This is a genomic window from Streptomyces sp. NPDC127117 (assembly GCF_042677325.1).
GTDB lineage: Bacteria > Actinomycetota > Actinomycetes > Streptomycetales > Streptomycetaceae > Streptomyces.
Map to the genome: position 1 here is coordinate 29,390 of NZ_JBHXTM010000020.1, position 15,800 is coordinate 45,189.

General features: G+C 69.6%; 16 protein-coding genes. 5 read left to right on the forward strand and 11 right to left on the reverse strand.

Annotated elements, in window-relative coordinates; genetic code table 11:
* Positions 1-111: 111 nt before the first annotated feature.
* Positions 112-1,284, forward strand: coding sequence for an AI-2E family transporter (locus ACFVH0_RS19175; protein WP_385821775.1), 1,173 nt, complete (start codon positions 112-114; stop codon positions 1,282-1,284).
* Between the two features lie 30 nt (positions 1,285-1,314).
* On the opposite strand, the gene ACFVH0_RS19180 is transcribed toward ACFVH0_RS19175, so the two are convergent.
* Positions 1,315-2,199: an SDR family oxidoreductase gene (locus tag ACFVH0_RS19180; RefSeq protein ID WP_385821777.1), complete on the reverse strand. Its 885-nt coding sequence runs from the start codon at positions 2,197-2,199 to the stop codon at positions 1,315-1,317.
* 291 nt (positions 2,200-2,490) lie between these two features.
* On the opposite strand from ACFVH0_RS19180, the gene recA reads away from it, so the two are divergent.
* Complete coding sequence (recA, locus tag ACFVH0_RS19185) at positions 2,491-3,618, forward strand: recombinase RecA (RefSeq protein ID WP_385821608.1); 1,128 nt, start codon at positions 2,491-2,493, stop codon at positions 3,616-3,618.
* Between the two features lie 3 nt (positions 3,619-3,621).
* Positions 3,622-4,353: a recombination regulator RecX gene (gene recX / locus ACFVH0_RS19190; protein ID WP_385821610.1), complete on the forward strand. Its 732-nt coding sequence runs from the start codon at positions 3,622-3,624 to the stop codon at positions 4,351-4,353.
* Between the two features lie 116 nt (positions 4,354-4,469).
* Here the strand turns inward: recX and ACFVH0_RS19195 are convergent, their stop codons facing one another.
* From ACFVH0_RS19195 to ACFVH0_RS19235, 9 genes are all read right to left on the reverse strand, one after another.
* Positions 4,470-5,135: a hypothetical protein gene (locus ACFVH0_RS19195; RefSeq protein ID WP_385821612.1), complete on the reverse strand. Its 666-nt coding sequence runs from the start codon at positions 5,133-5,135 to the stop codon at positions 4,470-4,472.
* A 680-nt stretch (positions 5,136-5,815) separates the two neighbouring features.
* Complete coding sequence (locus ACFVH0_RS19200) at positions 5,816-6,181, reverse strand: rhodanese-like domain-containing protein (RefSeq protein ID WP_385821779.1); 366 nt, start codon at positions 6,179-6,181, stop codon at positions 5,816-5,818.
* Between the two features lie 140 nt (positions 6,182-6,321).
* A complete protein-coding gene (locus ACFVH0_RS19205) occupies positions 6,322-6,840 on the reverse strand; it encodes a cysteine dioxygenase (protein ID WP_385821614.1) in 519 nt (172 codons plus the stop codon).
* Positions 6,841-6,943: 103 nt separating this feature from the next.
* A complete protein-coding gene (locus ACFVH0_RS19210) occupies positions 6,944-6,991 on the reverse strand; it encodes a hypothetical protein (RefSeq protein ID WP_309506048.1) in 48 nt (15 codons plus the stop codon).
* A gap of 71 nt (positions 6,992-7,062) precedes the next feature.
* Positions 7,063-8,676: an FAD-dependent monooxygenase gene (locus ACFVH0_RS19215; protein ID WP_385821616.1), complete on the reverse strand. Its 1,614-nt coding sequence runs from the start codon at positions 8,674-8,676 to the stop codon at positions 7,063-7,065.
* A gap of 221 nt (positions 8,677-8,897) precedes the next feature.
* On the reverse strand, positions 8,898-9,764 hold the full coding sequence (locus ACFVH0_RS19220) for an amino acid ABC transporter permease (protein ID WP_385821618.1): 867 nt from the start codon (positions 9,762-9,764) through the stop codon (positions 8,898-8,900).
* A complete protein-coding gene (locus ACFVH0_RS19225) occupies positions 9,761-10,408 on the reverse strand; it encodes an amino acid ABC transporter permease (RefSeq protein WP_385821620.1) in 648 nt (215 codons plus the stop codon). Before ACFVH0_RS19225 ends, ACFVH0_RS19220 begins: the two co-directional genes overlap by 4 nt.
* A gap of 107 nt (positions 10,409-10,515) precedes the next feature.
* Entirely contained in the window at positions 10,516-11,439 is a 924-nt protein-coding gene (locus ACFVH0_RS19230) for a glutamate ABC transporter substrate-binding protein (RefSeq protein WP_385821622.1), read from the reverse strand.
* Between the two features lie 32 nt (positions 11,440-11,471).
* Complete coding sequence (locus ACFVH0_RS19235) at positions 11,472-12,257, reverse strand: amino acid ABC transporter ATP-binding protein (protein WP_385821624.1); 786 nt, start codon at positions 12,255-12,257, stop codon at positions 11,472-11,474.
* 372 nt (positions 12,258-12,629) lie between these two features.
* Here ACFVH0_RS19235 and ACFVH0_RS19240 point away from each other — a divergent pair, with 372 nt between their 5' ends.
* Positions 12,630-13,322: a response regulator transcription factor gene (locus ACFVH0_RS19240; protein ID WP_385821626.1), complete on the forward strand. Its 693-nt coding sequence runs from the start codon at positions 12,630-12,632 to the stop codon at positions 13,320-13,322.
* Positions 13,323-13,337: 15 nt separating this feature from the next.
* Positions 13,338-14,732, forward strand: a complete 1,395-nt coding sequence (locus ACFVH0_RS19245; RefSeq protein WP_385821628.1) for a sensor histidine kinase — start codon at positions 13,338-13,340, stop codon at positions 14,730-14,732.
* A gap of 24 nt (positions 14,733-14,756) precedes the next feature.
* On the opposite strand, the gene ACFVH0_RS19250 is transcribed toward ACFVH0_RS19245, so the two are convergent.
* The gene (locus ACFVH0_RS19250) at positions 14,757-15,755 is read right to left on the reverse strand and encodes a TAXI family TRAP transporter solute-binding subunit (RefSeq protein WP_385821630.1); all 999 of its coding nucleotides are present in this window, start codon (positions 15,753-15,755) and stop codon (positions 14,757-14,759) included.
* Positions 15,756-15,800: the final 45 nt, after the last annotated feature.

A 15,800-nucleotide genomic window follows, 5' to 3' on the forward strand; every position in this document is an offset into this window, starting at 1 on the left:
ACTGGAACCGTGGCACCGACAGACGAGACAGCACAGACCCAGCCGCCCTCCACACCGCCCGTCCCGCCGGCCGCGCCACCCGCCGCGCCCGCCGGCAGCGGGCCGGTGCGCATGCCCGCGTGGCTGCCGCGCGCCATGGTGCTCGCCCTGGCGCTCTACGCCTGCTTCCGGCTGGGCAGCTGGGCGTTCGACCAGCTCATCGGGCTGCTGATCAATGTGCTGATCGCGTTCTTCCTGGCGCTCGCCATCGAGCCGGCGGTGAGCCGGATGTCGTCGCGCGGCATGCGCCGGGGCCTGGCCACCTTCCTGGTCTTCCTGGTGGTGCTGATCGCCGGGGTGGGCTTCGTCGTGCTGCTCGGCTCGATGCTGGCGGGCCAGATCGTCGACATGGTCGAGGAGTTCCCGAAGTATCTGGACTCGGTGATCAACTGGGTCAACCAGAGCTTCCACACCGACCTCTCCAGGGTCGAGGTCCAGGACAGCCTGCTCCACTCCGACTGGTTGCAGAAGTACGTCCAGAACAGCGCGACCGGAGTGCTCGACATCTCCACCACCGTGCTGGGCGGTCTGTTCCGTCTTCTGACGATCTTCCTGTTCTCGTTCTACTTCGCGGCCGACGGCCCCAGGCTGCGGCGCGCGCTGTGCTCCGTGCTGCCGCCCGCCAGGCAGGCGGAGGTCCTGCGGGCCTGGGAGATCGCGGTCGACAAGACCGGCGGTTACCTCTACTCGCGCGGTCTGATGGCCCTCATCTCCGGGATCGCGCACTACATCCTGCTGGTGATCCTCGGCGTTCCGTACGCGCCCGCGCTCGCCGTCTGGGTCGGGCTGGTCTCCCAGTTCATCCCCACGATCGGTACGTATCTGGCAGGCGCCCTGCCGATGCTGATCGCGTTCACCGTCGACCCCTGGTACGCGGTGTGGGTGCTCGGCTTCGTCGTGGTCTACCAGCAGTTCGAGAACTACGCGCTGCAGCCCAAACTCACCTCCAAGACCGTCGACATCCATCCTGCGGTCGCCTTCGGATCGGTCATCGCGGGCACGGCCCTGATGGGCGCCGTGGGCGCGCTGATCGCGATCCCGGCCGTCGCCACGCTCCAGGCGTTCCTCGGCGCGTATGTGAAGCGGTACGACGTGACGGACGACCCGCGGATGCACGGCCGGGGCCGCCGACGCGGCGAGCCGGTGCTCACACGGCTGCGCCGTTCCTGGCGCGCCCCCGAGGACGACGGGGGCGCGGCCGGGCAGCGTACCGCCGGGGAGCCGGAGGGGCCGGCGCGCGCCTGATCCCGTCGCGCTCAGGCCCTCTCCCGGCTCTCAGCGATAGCCCGTCACGTCGGCGGGCCGGCCCGGGTCCTGCACTTCGGTGATGTACCTCCAGGCATCGGGCCGGCTGCCGTCGAGATCGGTGAAGCCGTAGACCTCCGCCAGCTGCCCGCTCGACAGGGACCTGCCGTTCCAGCGCGACACCCGGGGGTCCTGCGCGAGCGCGGCCACCGCCCGGCCGACGAACGCCGGACTCTCGGAGATGGCGAAGTGGGGCGAGTGCGCGATCGCGTCGCGCCAGTTCGCCTCGGTGACGCCGTGGGCCTCCAGCATGGCCTCGGACCGCAGCCAGCCGGGTGTGAGGGAAACGGCGGTCGCACCGTGGGGCTCCAGCTCGTGCGCCAGCGCGAACGCCATCCGGTTCACCGACGCCTTGGCCAGGTCGTAGAAGAAGGACACCCGGTAATGGCCGGCGTTGTACTCATCGGTTCCGTCGGTCACCTCGACGACCAGCCCTCCCGGCGTCCCGATCAGGAGCGGAAGCGCGTAATGGCTGGTGATCGCGTGGGTGTCCACCGCCAGACGCAGTGTGTGCAGCCCGGTGTCCAGGGAGGACTCCCAGACGGACTTGTTCCACTCGATCCGCGCGCCCCAGATGTCGTTCACGAGGATGTGCAGACAGCCCCGCTCCCTCCGGATGCGGGCCACGAGCGCTTCGACCTCCTCGGGCACCAGGTGGTCGACCCGGACCGGGATCCCGCGCCCGCCCGCCTCATCGACGAGAGCCGCGGTCTCCTCCACGGTCTCCGGGCGGTCCATCTCCGAGCGCTCCGACCCGCTCGTCCGCCCCGTGACGTAGACGGTCGCCCCGATCGCACCCAGCTGAACGGCGATGCCGCGGCCCGCACCCCGCGTAGCCCCGGCGACCAGGGCCACTGCCCCTGTCCGTTTTCTCACCATGCGGCTGGAATTTAGCATGGTGCCGATCGCTCGATCTTGACTCTCCGGAAGCGGAATGCTAGGGCGCTACCCTGGGTGCAGGTCGGCCCGGCGTGGTGCGCTTGACACCAAAATCGAACATCCATTCTCATGGGATTCCGGCCGGGTTTTCCCGGGCCCGACCGTGGAGTTATCCACAGGCCGGGAGGACGTCGAGGCCCATTGTCAGTGGCAGGGGTTAGCGTCTTTGACGTGAAGCGATCGACTCAAGCAAATCGGGTGGAACCCATGGCAGGAACCGACCGCGAGAAGGCGCTGGACGCCGCACTCGCACAGATTGAACGGCAATTCGGCAAGGGCGCGGTGATGCGCCTCGGTGAGCGGCCGAACGAGCCCATCGAAGTGATCCCCACCGGGTCGACCGCCCTCGACGTGGCCCTCGGCGTCGGCGGCCTGCCGCGCGGCCGTGTGGTGGAGGTGTACGGACCGGAATCCTCCGGTAAGACGACGCTGACGCTGCACGCGGTGGCGAACGCGCAGAAGCTCGGCGGCTCGGTCGCCTTCATCGACGCGGAGCACGCCCTCGACCCCGAGTACGCGAAGAAGCTCGGCGTCGACATCGACAGCCTCATCCTGTCCCAGCCGGACAACGGCGAGCAGGCCCTGGAGATCGTGGACATGCTGGTCCGCTCCGGCGCCCTCGACCTGATCGTCATCGACTCCGTCGCGGCGCTCGTGCCGCGCGCGGAAATCGAGGGCGAGATGGGTGACTCGCACGTGGGTCTCCAGGCCCGTCTGATGAGCCAGGCGCTCCGGAAGATCACCAGCGCGCTCAACCAGTCCAAGACCACCGCGATCTTCATCAACCAGCTCCGCGAGAAGATCGGTGTGATGTTCGGCTCGCCGGAGACCACGACCGGTGGCCGGGCGCTCAAGTTCTACGCCTCGGTGCGTCTCGACATCCGCCGGATCGAGACGCTGAAGGACGGCACCGACGCCGTCGGTAACCGCACCCGCGTCAAGGTCGTCAAGAACAAGGTCGCGCCGCCGTTCAAGCAGGCCGAGTTCGACATCCTCTACGGCCAGGGCATCAGCCGCGAGGGCGGTCTGATCGACATGGGCGTGGAGCACGGCTTCGTCCGCAAGGCGGGCGCCTGGTACACCTACGAGGGCGACCAGCTCGGCCAGGGCAAGGAGAACGCCCGTAACTTCCTCAAGGACAACCCCGATCTCGCCAACGAGATCGAGAAGAAGATCCTTGAGAAGCTGGGCGTCGGAGTCAGGCCCGACGACAGCGCCGCCGAGTCCGGTGCGGACGCGGCAGGCGGTGCCGCGGCTCCGGCCGACAGCGCGAAGTCGGTGCCCGCTCCGGCCGGCAAGTCCAAGCCGGCCAAGACCGCGGCGGCCAAGAGCTAGACCGTGACGCGTCGTACGGAGTGGCCGGTCAGCGCCACTGACCAGCACGCCGGACCCGGCCATGGAAGCGCCGCCGGGTACATGGCCGAGTCCGAGGGTGCGTACGAGCCGGAGGCCGCTCCCGGCCACGACACGGGCTCGGGCGCCGGATTCGGCGAGGGGGCGGGCCGTCGTGCCCGCTCCCGCACCAGGAGCAGCGGCTCCCCTTCCTCGTCGAGGGCCGAGAAAGGGGAGTCGCGAGACCCGGTCGAGCAGGCGCGCAACATCTGCCTGCGGCTGCTCACGGGAACCCCGCGCACGCGCAAGCAGCTTGCGGACGCCCTGCGCAAGCGGGAGATCCCGGACGAGGCGGCCGAAGAAGTGCTCTCGCGCTTCGAGGATGTCGGGCTGATCGACGATGCGGCGTTCGCGGACGCCTGGGTGGAGTCCCGGCACCACGGACGCGGACTGGCCCGCCGTGCTCTCGTCCGTGAGCTGCGCACCAAGGGGGTGGACTCCGCCGTGATCGACGAGGCCGTCGGGCAGCTCGACTCGGAGCGGGAGGAGGTGACCGCCCGCGAGCTGGTCGCGCGGAAACTGCGCTCGACCCGTGGCCTGGACCGGGACAAGCGGCTGCGCCGCCTTGCGGGCATGCTCGCACGCAAGGGGTACGGGGAGGGCATGGCCCTACGGGTCGTGCGGCAGGCGTTGGAGGAAGAGGGGGAGGACACGGAGGGTCTGGACGAGCCCTTCTGACCGGGCGCGTACGGACTCGCACGGGGGGAGGGTTCGGGGAGTGCCGAAAGAGCGCTTGGGGAGTGCTTGGGGGGCAGTCGTCCGTGGTCAGGCCCCCTGCGGGGGATGCGGAGTGATCACTGCCCGGCAAGGGCGGCGCGGGTGATGGTGGCGTCGATGAGGGCGAGCGCATCTGCGGCGGTGCGGCCGGGGCAGCGGTTCCAGGGCCCGATCAGCCCGGTCCAGCCCCGGGAGCGGAGTTCGGCGACGAGCCAGGCGCCGGCCCGGTCCACGGTGTCGAGGGAGCCGTAGCCCAGGCGGTGCGCCGTGAGGAGGGCACCACAGATGCACCGTGCGCCGCGTGCGTTGCGGAGCCGGTACGGGGTGTTCTGCCAGCCCCATTCGGTCAGGATCTGCCTCGCGTAGACGAGGTGCGTGGAGGGCCGTACCTCGGGCTGGCCGATGCGCCGCCAGGAGTGGAGCCGATCGGGGAGGACCGCGCCCAGCCGTCCGGGAAGCGGCCGTTCGCGCGGCGCGGTCGCAGGCAGGGCACGGACGGAGTCGGCGATGAGCTGATCGACCGGCACGGACAACAGCTCGCGCCAGTCGGCCGGCTGACGGTCGGGCGGCAGCTGCTCCGTGACGGCGGGGGAGGAAGGCTGCACGGGGCCGGGAAAGGAAGGCCTTACGGGGGCGGGGGCCGTGGTCTCCCAGCCGGTGATGATCTGCTGCCACGCCTCGGTGTCATGGAGGTGAGCGGCCTGAACGTCCAGTTGATCGGGGGTGAGGGTGGGGGTCGGCATGGGTGCGAGGTCTCCGTCACGTCGGTCCTTGGCGTTGAGCCGAATGTCCGTCGAGTACGGGGATTGCTCCACCGGAGCGTGGCGTTCGGGTGTGTCGGGGCGGATTCGGGGGAACTGTGGGCGGCGTGACGGGGTGTCCCCGGATGAGCTGAGACACGGCAGGCTCCAGCGCGCAGGTGGCACCTGGCAGGTGCCAGGTGCCAGGTGCCAGGTGTCTGTGCGTGGAGTGGCGTGTGGGGTGGGTGAGGCGGAGAGGCGTTGCGGGGGAGACGAAGACATATTGCGGGGTGAAGAGCCTGCGCACGGGTGTGCACGGGGCGGGCGCCCTGGCCGCCGTGGAGTTCGTGGTCCGACTCTCACCCACGCCGCTGTACGAGACGATGGCGGGCACCGCTGCACCGTCGCATCGCCGGCACTGAGGTCCACCGCGCGGCCCGGTCGATTCGCACTCAGGCCCAGGCTTTGCAACCCGGGGCCGGGGCCCTCAACAGGACCCCGGCAACCGGGCACACCGGGCCCCGGGCTCGGCCGTCACTCCGAAACCGGACCCGGCCCTGTACCCCGCCCCCCAGGTCTTCCGTTCGGATCAGGCCGGGTCGGGGAGCGGGGCACGCGAGCCCGGCAGGATCCAAACGAGAGGCCCCAGCCTGCCCGTCACTCCGAGGCCCGGGCTCCGCCCGTCACAACTCGACCGGGAGCCCTGCGGCGCGCCACGCCTGGAAGCCGCCGATCAGGTCGGTTGCCCGGTGCAGGCCCAGCTGTCGCAGGGATGCGACGGCGAGGCTCGATGCGTAACCCTCGTTGCAGATCACCACGATCCGGAGATCGTGGCTCACCGCCTGTGGGGCACGATGGCTTCCTCGTGGGTCGAGCCGCCACTCCAGTTCGTTGCGCTCGACGATCAGAGCGCCCGGAATCAGCCCGTCCCGTTCCCGTAGCTCCGCATAGCGGATGTCCACGAGGAGCGCCCCGTCCGCAGCGGCGGCGGCCTCCTGCGGGCCGACCCGGACGAAGCCTGCCCGAACCCGCTCCAGCAGCTCATCGATCCCGACCCCGGCACCTGCACCAACCCCGAGCCCGGTACCAACCCCGGCCCCAGCCTCGGCCTCACCGGCCCCAGCCTCGGCCTCGGCCCCAACGCCGGCCCCGGCCCCGGCCGACTCCGCGTCGCCCCGGTGGCTGTCGCTCACTGCCAGTCCTCCGGCCGTTCGACCTGCTCAAGGCGGAGCAGCGCACCGTTGCGGCTGTAGCGCCGGATCCGTGGCAGCGGTGGGTAGTACGCGTGGACGGAGACGGCATGCCCGGTCTCGGACTCGTTCAGCACCTCATGGACGTGGTGGCGGCCGAACGCCCTGCCCTGGCCGGTGGCCAACTCGCGGGAACGGTCGATGCCCTCGGTGAGTTCGAGGGTCCTCCAGCCGTCGGTGGGCAGCCGGGCGGCGAGCGACAGCTCCTTGAGCGTGCCGGCCGCGGTGGTGAAGGCACCGACCGAGTCGGCGTGGTCGTGCCAGCCCGTACCGGTGCCCGGCGGCCAGCCGATCAGCCACGCCTCGCTGCCGCCGGGCCCTTCGAGCTGGACCCAGGTACGGCCCTCGGGATCGAGGGGGAGCGAGGCGACGATCTCGGCGTCGGCGGCGACACGGCGGACGAAATCAAGGAGTTCCGCGGCCGTCGGGCCGGAAGCGGCATCAGCGGCGGAAGACATGCGTACAGAAGGCGATGAAGGGGCAGACACGGAGACCGTCCTGAGGGTTCGCGCGGATGCCCGCACGTACGGCGGAGCGCACGGCGGGGCAGGGGAAGGCGATTCAGCAGGACGGCCGACACACGCAGCCCGCATAGCGGACGAGGTCCATATGGACCCTCCGCCACAGGCGCACATCGGTGTCGGTCACGTTCCGGAGTACACCATCTACGTCCGCATCGGTCAATTGATGCCCGCAGTCTGGTCGGAACGAAGAGCCGCTCGTACCGCCCCACCACGTACCGCGTCCGCCGCCGCGAAGAGATCCCGGGGCTGTACCCCGCCGAACGACGCCACGAGATGACCGTCCGGCCTGACCAGCAGCACGGTGTGCGCCGACGCCCCCGGATAGCTTTCCGTCACCAGCAGCTCACCCTTCATCGGCAGGGCGTCGACGGCGGCGACGAGGCGGGGCATGACACCGGCGGTCATCCAGTGACGCCGGTCCCAGACCCCGGTCCCGGGCGCCACCAGAACCACCAGCAGATGCCCCTGCCCCAGCCGTTCCCGGAGCCGCACGGTCGTGCCGTCGGGCGCCGTCACCCGCACATCGGCCACCGGCGCACCGGGGGGCGTACCCACAGAGGTGTGCGCCTCGGCGCGTGGGGGCGCAAGGGGCGAATGCGAGTACGAAGGGGGCGCACCGAGAGGGCCGCAGCCCAGATGTCCGTCGGCGAGCAGCGAATCGTGCTCCCGTGCGCTCCCCGGTACCAGCGTCCGCAGCCCTCCGCCGCCACGCAGTATCGGCAGCGACTGGTCAGCGGCGCGCAGCCGCGCGGCGACCGCGGCCCGGCGCTCGGCCTGGTAACTGTCGAGCAGTACGTCGGGGGCGCCGTGGTGCCAGGCATGGGCCAGCTTCCAGGCCAGGTTCTCGACGTCCCGCAGCCCCTCGTCGAGCCCCTGGGTGCCCAGCGCGCCGAGCAGATGGGCGGCGTCACCGGCCAGGAAGGCCCGGTCGGCCCGCCAGCGCAGTGCGAGCCGGTGGTGCAGCGTGTACACGCCGGTGTCCAGCAGCTCGTACGGCGGTGTCTCCCCGCACCAGGCCGCCAGGGTGTCCCGGACCCGGGTGATCAGTGCGTCCGGGGTGACGAGTTCGCCGCGCGGTGGCAGCAGCCAGTCCAGCCGCCAGACGCCGTCCGGCAGCGGCCGCGCCGTCACCTCGGCGCCGCCGGTGCGCCACGGCGGCAGCCGGTGCAGCACGGCCTGTCCGGGCCAGGGCAGCTCGGTACGCAGCGCCGCGACGGCATGCCGCTCAACCGCCGTACGCCCCGGGAACCGGATGTCGAGCAGCTTGCGCACGGTGGACCTGGCACCGTCGCAGCCCACCAGGTAACTCCCGCGCCACCAGGTCGCGTTCGGTTCCCTGGTGTGCACGGTGACGCCGGTGGCGTCCTGCTCCAGGGTGTCGATCCGGCTGTGCGGGGCCACCCGCACCAGCTCCTGCGCGGCCACCGCGTCCCGAAGCCCCCGCGTCAGGACGTGCTGCGGCAGATGGATGGGGGCAGGCCACGGATCGCCCCCGGAGGAGTCCTCGCCGAGCGGCAGCTCACGCACCAGCTGTTTGCGCCGCATCGACCGCCATCCGGACCACCGCACCCCCTCGTGCCGGAGCGCCTTGCAGCCCAGCCGCTCCACCAGGGCCGCGGTGTCCTCGCGCAGCACCACGGTACGGGCGGGGCGCGTCTCGTCCTTGCCAGGATCCTCGTCGAGCAGGACGGAGGGAACGCCTTGCGCCGCGAGGGCGAGCGACAGCGCCAGGCCGACCGGCCCGGCACCGACGACGATCACCGGGTCCACGGCGCGACTCCTGAGAACCGTTCGAACGACGCGGACGCGAGGACGGAGCGGCTCGAAAGGTGGATGGGGGGTTGAGGAGGTGTGGCGACGGAGAGGACAGGGGGCGCGATCACAGAACGTATGCAACCTACTGCCGGTGCTTGCGTCAAGCGACACCGAAGAGCGGTGAGGGGCGGTGGCTCATCTGCCACCGCCCCTCGGGAACCTCGTACGACGAGTCGTCAGACGGCGCTCGCGCCGTCCACTGCGGGCGCCGGCGTACCAGTGGTTCCCGGTGCGCCCCCGGACCTGGCACGCCGACCGCGCTTCTCGATCCAGGTGGCGAGTGCCGAGAGCAGGAGGCACATGCCGATGTAGATGGCGCCGATGACGATGATGGTCGAGACGTACGGGTACTGCCCGTTCACCTGGGTGTTGGAGGCGATCAGACGGGCGGTCTGAAGCAGCTCCGGGTACAGGATGATGAAGCCCAGAGAGGTGTCCTTGAGCGTGACCACGAGCTGGCTGATGATCGTGGGCAGCATGGCTCGCACCGCCTGCGGGATCAGCACGCTGACCATCACCTGGGTCTTGCCCATACCGAGGGCGTATGCCGCTTCGCCCTGTCCCTTGGGTACGGAGTTGATGCCCGCGCGCAACACCTCGGCCTGGACGCAGCCGTTGTAGACCGACAGGCCGAGCGCCAGCGCCCACATCGAGTAGTCGGTGAGGAAGCCGACCCAGATCGCGTAGATGGTGATCAGCAGCGGGATCGAGCGGAACAGTTCGATGAACGCGGTGGCCAGCCAGCGGACCGGCTTGTGGTCCGAGAGACGGCCCACCGCGAGGATCACACCGAGGATCAGCGAGCCGATCGCGGCCAGGCCGAAGGCCTTCAGGGTCGCGAGTACGGCGTCGGCGATGTTCTGCCGGATGCCGGCGTAGTTGAAGATGTCCCACATCTCGGGGGCCAGATGCCCCTTGTCGGACAGCCGCACGAAGCTGACGACGAGCAGAGCCAGGATGGCCAGGGATCCGACCACGGCGTAGAGCCGGTTGCGTACGGTGGCCTTCGGGCCGGGTGTGTCGTAGAGAACGCTGGCACTCATCGGGCGACCTCCATACGACGTTCGACCAGCCAGAACAGACCGCTGATGGCAAAGGTGACGACCAGATAGCCGAGGGCCACCCAGATGAAGACGGGAGCGATGGCGTAACCCCGGTCACTCATGAGCTTCTGCCAGCCGAACAGCTCCGTGACACTGAATGCGCCGGCGATCGCCGAGTTCTTGGTGAGTGCGATGAAAATGCTGCTCAGCGGCGGAATGACGGTCCGCGTGGCCTGCGGCAGCACCACGATCCGCAGCGTCTGGGAGAACGTCATACCGATGGAGCGGGCGGCCTCGGCCTGCCCCAGCGGAACGGTGTTGATGCCGGAGCGGACTGCTTCGCACACGAACGACGAGGTGTAGAAGCCGAGTGCCAGCGAGCCGAGCAGGAACGGGCTCATGCCGGGGAAGAAGATCTCCGGTACGACGAAGAAGGAGATCAGGAAGAGGAGAGTCAGAGGGGTGTTGCGCAGCAGCGTCACCCACGCGGTGCCGAAGATCCGCAGCGGCGGCACCGGCGAGACCCTGAGCCCGGCGACGAGGACACCGAGGACCAGTGCGATGACCGAGCTGACAGCGGTGATCGACACGGTTCCTATGAAGCCGTCGCGAAACTCTGGAAAATTGTCGAGCAGTACATTCATGAGGTCTCCGCGTCGGCAGGCAGCGGCATCAGGGCAGGGGAGAAGGGGTGCCCCGCACGCGCTCGGAGGCAGAGGCGCGTACGGGACACTTCAGTCAGCCGGTGGCGTCAGTAACGCTCGACGGCCGGCGGAGCGGTGTACTCGGAGCCGGACAGGCCCAGGGTCGCCTCGTAGATCTTCTGGTACGTGCCGTCCGTGACGTGCTTCTCCAGCGAGTCGTCGATGGCGTTGCGCAGCACCTTGTCGTCCTTGTTGAGACCCACGCCGTAGGGCTCCTCCGTGAACGGCTTGCCGACGACGCGGAGCTTGCCGTTGTTCTGCGCCGCGTAACCCTTCAGGATCGAGTCGTCGGTGGTGACCGCGTCGACCTGCTTGGTCAGCAACTGCTGGACACAGTCGGAGTACTTGGCCAGCTCGACGACGTCCGCGCCGTACTCGGGCTTCTTGATCTCCTGGAGCGGCGTGGAGCCGACGATGGAGCAGACCTTCTTGCCCTTCACGGCGTCCTTGCCGGTGATGGACGTGTCGTCCTTGCGGACGAGCAGGTCGGCACCCGCCTTGTAGTACGGGCCGGCGAAGCCGACCTGCTTCTTGCGCTCGTCGTTGATGGTGTAGGTACCGACGAAGTAGTCGACCTGACCCTTGGAGATCGCGGTCTCACGGATGCCCGAGTCCACGGTCTTCCACTCGATCTGGTCCTTCGAGAAGCCCAGATCGGCGGCGATCATCTTGGCGATCTCGATGTCGAAACCGGACCGCTCCTTCGTCGACTGGTCCTCGAAACCGAGGTAGGGCTGGTCGGCCTTGGCACCGATGATCAGCTTGCCGCGCTTCTTCGCCGCCTTGAAGGCCGGCGAGTCCAGGTCGACTCCGGTCGCGACGGTGTACTTCGGCAGCTCGGGAGCGCCCGAGGCGCCGGGCTTGGTGCCGGACGGCTTGTCACCGGCCGAGCCCTCCTTGCCACCACAGGCGGTCGCGGTCAGGGCGAGGACGGCGATGGCCGCGACGGCGGCCGACTTGCGGAGATTCATGTGAACTTTCCTTATGCCGTGGGTCGTTGTCGTCAGTGGTGAAGGATCTTCGACAGGAAGTCCTTGGCCCGGTCGCTGCGCGGGTTGCTGAAGAACTGGTCGGGCGTGGCCTCTTCGACGATCTTTCCGTCCGCCATGAAGACGACCCGGTTCGCGGCCGAGCGCGCGAAGCCCATCTCGTGCGTGACGACGACCATCGTCATGCCGTCCCGGGCGAGCTGCTGCATGACCTCCAGCACCTCGTTGATCATCTCCGGGTCGAGCGCGGAGGTCGGCTCGTCGAAGAGGATCACCTTCGGGTCCATCGCCAACGCCCGTGCGATGGCCACACGTTGCTGCTGACCGCCGGAGAGCTGGGCGGGGTACTTGTCGGCCTGCGTCGCCACACCCACCCGGTCCAGCAGCGAACGGGCCTTGTCCTCGGCGGCCTTCTTGTCCGTCCTGCGGACCTTGACCTGGCCCAGCATCACGTTTTCGAGCACCGTCTTGTGCGCGAAGAGATTGAACGACTGGAAGACCATGCCGACATCGGCACGCAGCCTGGCCAGCTCCCTGCCCTCCTGTGGCAGCGGCTTGCCGTCGATCGAGATGGCGCCCGAGTCGATCGTCTCCAAGCGGTTGATCGTGCGGCACAGCGTGGACTTCCCGGACCCGGAGGGTCCGATGACGACCACGACCTCGCCACGGGCGATCGTCAGGTCGATGTCCTGGAGCACATGCAGCGCGCCGAAGTGCTTGTTGACGTTGCTCAGTACGACAAGGTCGTCCGCCGCAGGCGCGGCGTCCCCGGCACCCTTGGTCACTGAAACTCCGCTCATCGGCTTCTTGCTCCGTCCTCCTCGGTTGGGAAGGACCCTAGTGACGCAGTGCTACCAGCGTCATTACATCTGAGCGGAAATTGAGGATAACGATCCGGCGGCAACCGGACACTCCGCGTGAACGGGACGCCGGGTGCGAAGCCCGGGGCGTACCGGGTGGATAACAGATGGCTGGATGCGACGGGCGGGCCTTGACTGACGTGCCACTCATCGGAGTGGATGCCCTGGTACGCCATGACGTGAAACGCCTCGGTACGGGGAAGTGACGAGGAGCGTACGGGAGACCGCACCGACACCAGTCGACGCCCGCCGGCAGGCGTCGCGTCGAAACCATCGATCGTCGAAACCATCGAAGAACCGGAGAGGGAGGCCATGAGACTGCTGCTCGTCGAGGACGACAACCACGTCGCCGCTGCCCTCTCCGCGATCCTGGCCCGGCACGGCTTCCGGGTCGTGCACGCGCGCAGCGGCGAGGAGGCCCTGCAGGCGTTGCTGCCCGCGGACACGGAGCCGTTCGGTGTGGTGCTCCTCGACCTCGGCCTGCCCGACCAGGACGGCTACGAGGTGTGCGGCAAGATCCGCAAGCGCACCTCCACCCCGGTGATCATGGTGACCGCGCGTGCGGACGTGCGGTCGCGGATCCACGGCCTCAACCTCGGCGCCGACGACTACGTGGTCAAGCCGTACGACACCGGCGAACTCCTCGCCCGTATCCACGCCGTCAGCCGGCGCAACGCACCGGGCGAGGACACCGTGCCTTTGCCCGTCGCCGGTCTGCGTCTCGGACATGTTCACATCGAGCTGCCGACCCGCAAGGTCAGCGTCGACGGGACGGAAGTCCAGCTCACCCGCAAGGAGTTCGACCTGCTGGCGCTGCTCGCCCAGCGCCCCGGCGTGGTGTTCCGCCGGGAGCAGATCATCAGCGAGGTGTGGCGCACGAGCTGGGAGGGCACGGGGCGCACCCTCGAAGTGCACGTCGCGTCCCTGCGGTCCAAGCTGCGGCTGCCCGCACTGATCGAGACGGTGCGCGGAGTCGGCTACCGCCTCGTCGCGCCGTCCGCGTAGAGGCGTACGTCCCAGGTGCGTACCCGGCTGCTTCCCCTGCTCATCGTTCTCATGGCGGGCGTGCTGCTCGCCCTCGGCTTCCCGCTGGCCGTCAGCGTGGCCGCCGCCCAGCAGCAACGCGTCGTCATCGACCGCATCGACGACACGGCACGCTTCGCCGCACTCGCGCAGTTCATGACCGAGCCGGCCGCAGGGTACGACGAGCGCCGGCGCACCCTGCGCAATGAACTCGACACCTACGCATCCGTGTACGGCATCCGCGCCGGTGTCTTCCGCCGCGACGACAGCGCCATGGCCAAGGCCCCCGCCGCCTGGCAGCTTCCGCTGGAGGGGGAGGGGCGCGAGGCGTTCAAGGAGGCCCTGCTCGGGCGGCGCAGCCACGACCCGCCGCAGGTCTGGCCCTGGCAGAACGGCAGGGTCGTCGTCGCCTCACCCGTCGTACGGGACGGCGATGTCGTCGCCGTGGTGGTCCTCGACTCGCCCACCGACGAGATGCGCTCGCGCACGATCCGCGGCTGGCTGCTGATCGCGGCCGGTGAAGCGGTCGCGATGCTGGTGGCCGTCGGCGCCGCGATCCGTCTCACCGGCTGGGTCCTGCTGCCGGTGCGGACGCTGGACGCGGCCACCCACGACATCGCCAGCGGACGCATGCGATCGAGGGTCGCGGCTTCCGGCGGGCCACCGGAACTCAGGCGCCTGGCCCGGTCGTTCAACGAGATGGCCGACAACGTCGAGGATGTGCTGGAGCAGCAGCGCGCCTTCGTCGCCGACGCCTCGCACCAGCTGCGCAACCCCCTCGCCGCGCTGCTGCTGCGGATCGAGCTCCTCGCGCTCGAACTCCCCGAGGGCAACGAGGAGATCGCCTCCGTGCGTACGGAGGGCAAGCGCCTCGCGCAGGTCCTCGACGACCTGCTCGACCTGGCGCTGGCCGAACACGCCGCGGCCGATCTGCAGCTCACGGACATCGGGGCGCTCACCGCGGAGCGCGTCGCGTCCTGGCGGCCGGTCGCCGAGGACAAGGGGGTACGGCTCCGGGCGGACGGCTCGTCCGCGGTGACCGCCTGGGTGGATCCCATCGCGCTGTCGAGCGCGCTCGACGCGATCATCGACAACGCCCTGAAGTTCACCCCCGCCGAGGAAGAGGTCGTCGTCACGGTCGCCTCCGGCCGCGACGACGTCACGGTCGTCATCACCGACCGCGGGCCCGGCCTCACCGCACAGGAGATGGAACGCGTCGGCGACCGCTTCTGGCGCAGCACCCAGCACCAGAACATCCAGGGCTCCGGCCTGGGGCTCTCCATCTCGCAGGCGCTCCTGGCGGCCGGCGGCGGCTCCCTGAGCTACACGGCCCACGAACCGCACGGGCTACGGGTCACGGTCTCGGTGCCGCGCAACGGCCCGCAGGGCTGAGCGCAACACAGGGAACGGGAACGGTCAGGGCTTGACCGAGCGGTAGTAGCGGCTGGCCCCTTCGTGCAGCGGCAGTGGATCGGTGTAGATCGCCGTACGCAGATCCACCAGCTGGGCCGCGTGCACCTCGCGCCCGATCCGGTCCCGGCTGTCGATCACGGTCCGGGTGAACGCCTCCGTCATCGCCGGATCCGAGCGTTCCGTGGTCACGAGCACATTGGCGACCGCGACCGTGGGCACCGCCTGGTCCTGATTCGCGTTGTGGTACGCGTCGGCGGGCATCATCGCCGAACGGTAGTAGCGGGCGGACCCGCCCGCCGCCTGGAGCTCCCTGACCAGCGCGGCCTCCAGCGGCACCAGCCGGATCGCGAACCGGTCCGACAGCTCCTGCACGGCGGACGTGGGCAGTCCGCCGGACCAGAAGAAGGCATCGAGCCGGTCGTGCTCCAACTGCTTCGGCATGGTGTCGATGCCGGAGGAGACCGGTGTCACGTCCTTCGCGGGGTCGAGCCCCGCGGCCGTCAGCAGCCGGTCGGCGACCAGCCGCACGCCCGAACCCCGCTGCCCCACCCCGACCCGCTTGCCGCGCAGGTCCGAGACCTTCCGTACCTTCGAGGCGCGGGGCACGACCAGCTGGATGTAGTCGTCGTACAGGCGCACACAGCCCCGCAGCCGGTCCGCGCCGGGCTTGCCGCTGCGCAGATAGGTGGCGAGGGCATCGGTGGTGGCGATGGTGAAGTCGGCCCTCCCGGTCGCCACCCGGGCGATGTTCTGCTGCGATCCCTCACTGGTCTGCAGCTCTATCGACACCCGGGGCAGATCCCTGGCCAGGTCCCCCTTGAGACGCTCGCCGTAGCGCTGGTAGACCCCGCTGGGCACACCGGTGCTGAAGGTCAGCGTTCCGGTCGGGGCCGGCTGCCCGAGCGGCAGCAGCCACCACAGCAGCAGCCCGAGCACGACGGCAACGGCGGTGCACGCCTGGAGAACGCGTCGCCTGCCGATACGGGAGAGTGCCTGGAGCATGGCGGCGATCCTGCCAGCCCGCTCCGGCGATGACCAGGGCCGCTC

Bases quoted from the DNA above. Each gene is read 5' to 3' on its own strand.
- ACFVH0_RS19195 (WP_385821612.1), bottom strand. From the start codon at position 5,135: ATGCCGACCCCCACCCTCACCCCCGATCAACTGGACGTTCAGGCCGCT.
- ACFVH0_RS19240 (WP_385821626.1), top strand. From the start codon at position 12,630: ATGAGACTGCTGCTCGTCGAGGACGACAACCACGTCGCCGCTGCCCTC.
- ACFVH0_RS19225 (WP_385821620.1), bottom strand. From the start codon at position 10,408: ATGAATGTACTGCTCGACAATTTTCCAGAGTTTCGCGACGGCTTCATA.
- ACFVH0_RS19250 (WP_385821630.1), bottom strand. From the start codon at position 15,755: ATGCTCCAGGCACTCTCCCGTATCGGCAGGCGACGCGTTCTCCAGGCG.
- ACFVH0_RS19220 (WP_385821618.1), bottom strand. From the start codon at position 9,764: ATGAGTGCCAGCGTTCTCTACGACACACCCGGCCCGAAGGCCACCGTA.
- recA (WP_385821608.1), top strand. From the start codon at position 2,491: ATGGCAGGAACCGACCGCGAGAAGGCGCTGGACGCCGCACTCGCACAG.
- ACFVH0_RS19175 (WP_385821775.1), top strand. From the start codon at position 112: ATGCCCGCGTGGCTGCCGCGCGCCATGGTGCTCGCCCTGGCGCTCTAC.
- ACFVH0_RS19230 (WP_385821622.1), bottom strand. From the start codon at position 11,439: ATGAATCTCCGCAAGTCGGCCGCCGTCGCGGCCATCGCCGTCCTCGCC.
- ACFVH0_RS19235 (WP_385821624.1), bottom strand. From the start codon at position 12,257: ATGAGCGGAGTTTCAGTGACCAAGGGTGCCGGGGACGCCGCGCCTGCG.
- ACFVH0_RS19205 (WP_385821614.1), bottom strand. From the start codon at position 6,840: ATGTCTTCCGCCGCTGATGCCGCTTCCGGCCCGACGGCCGCGGAACTC.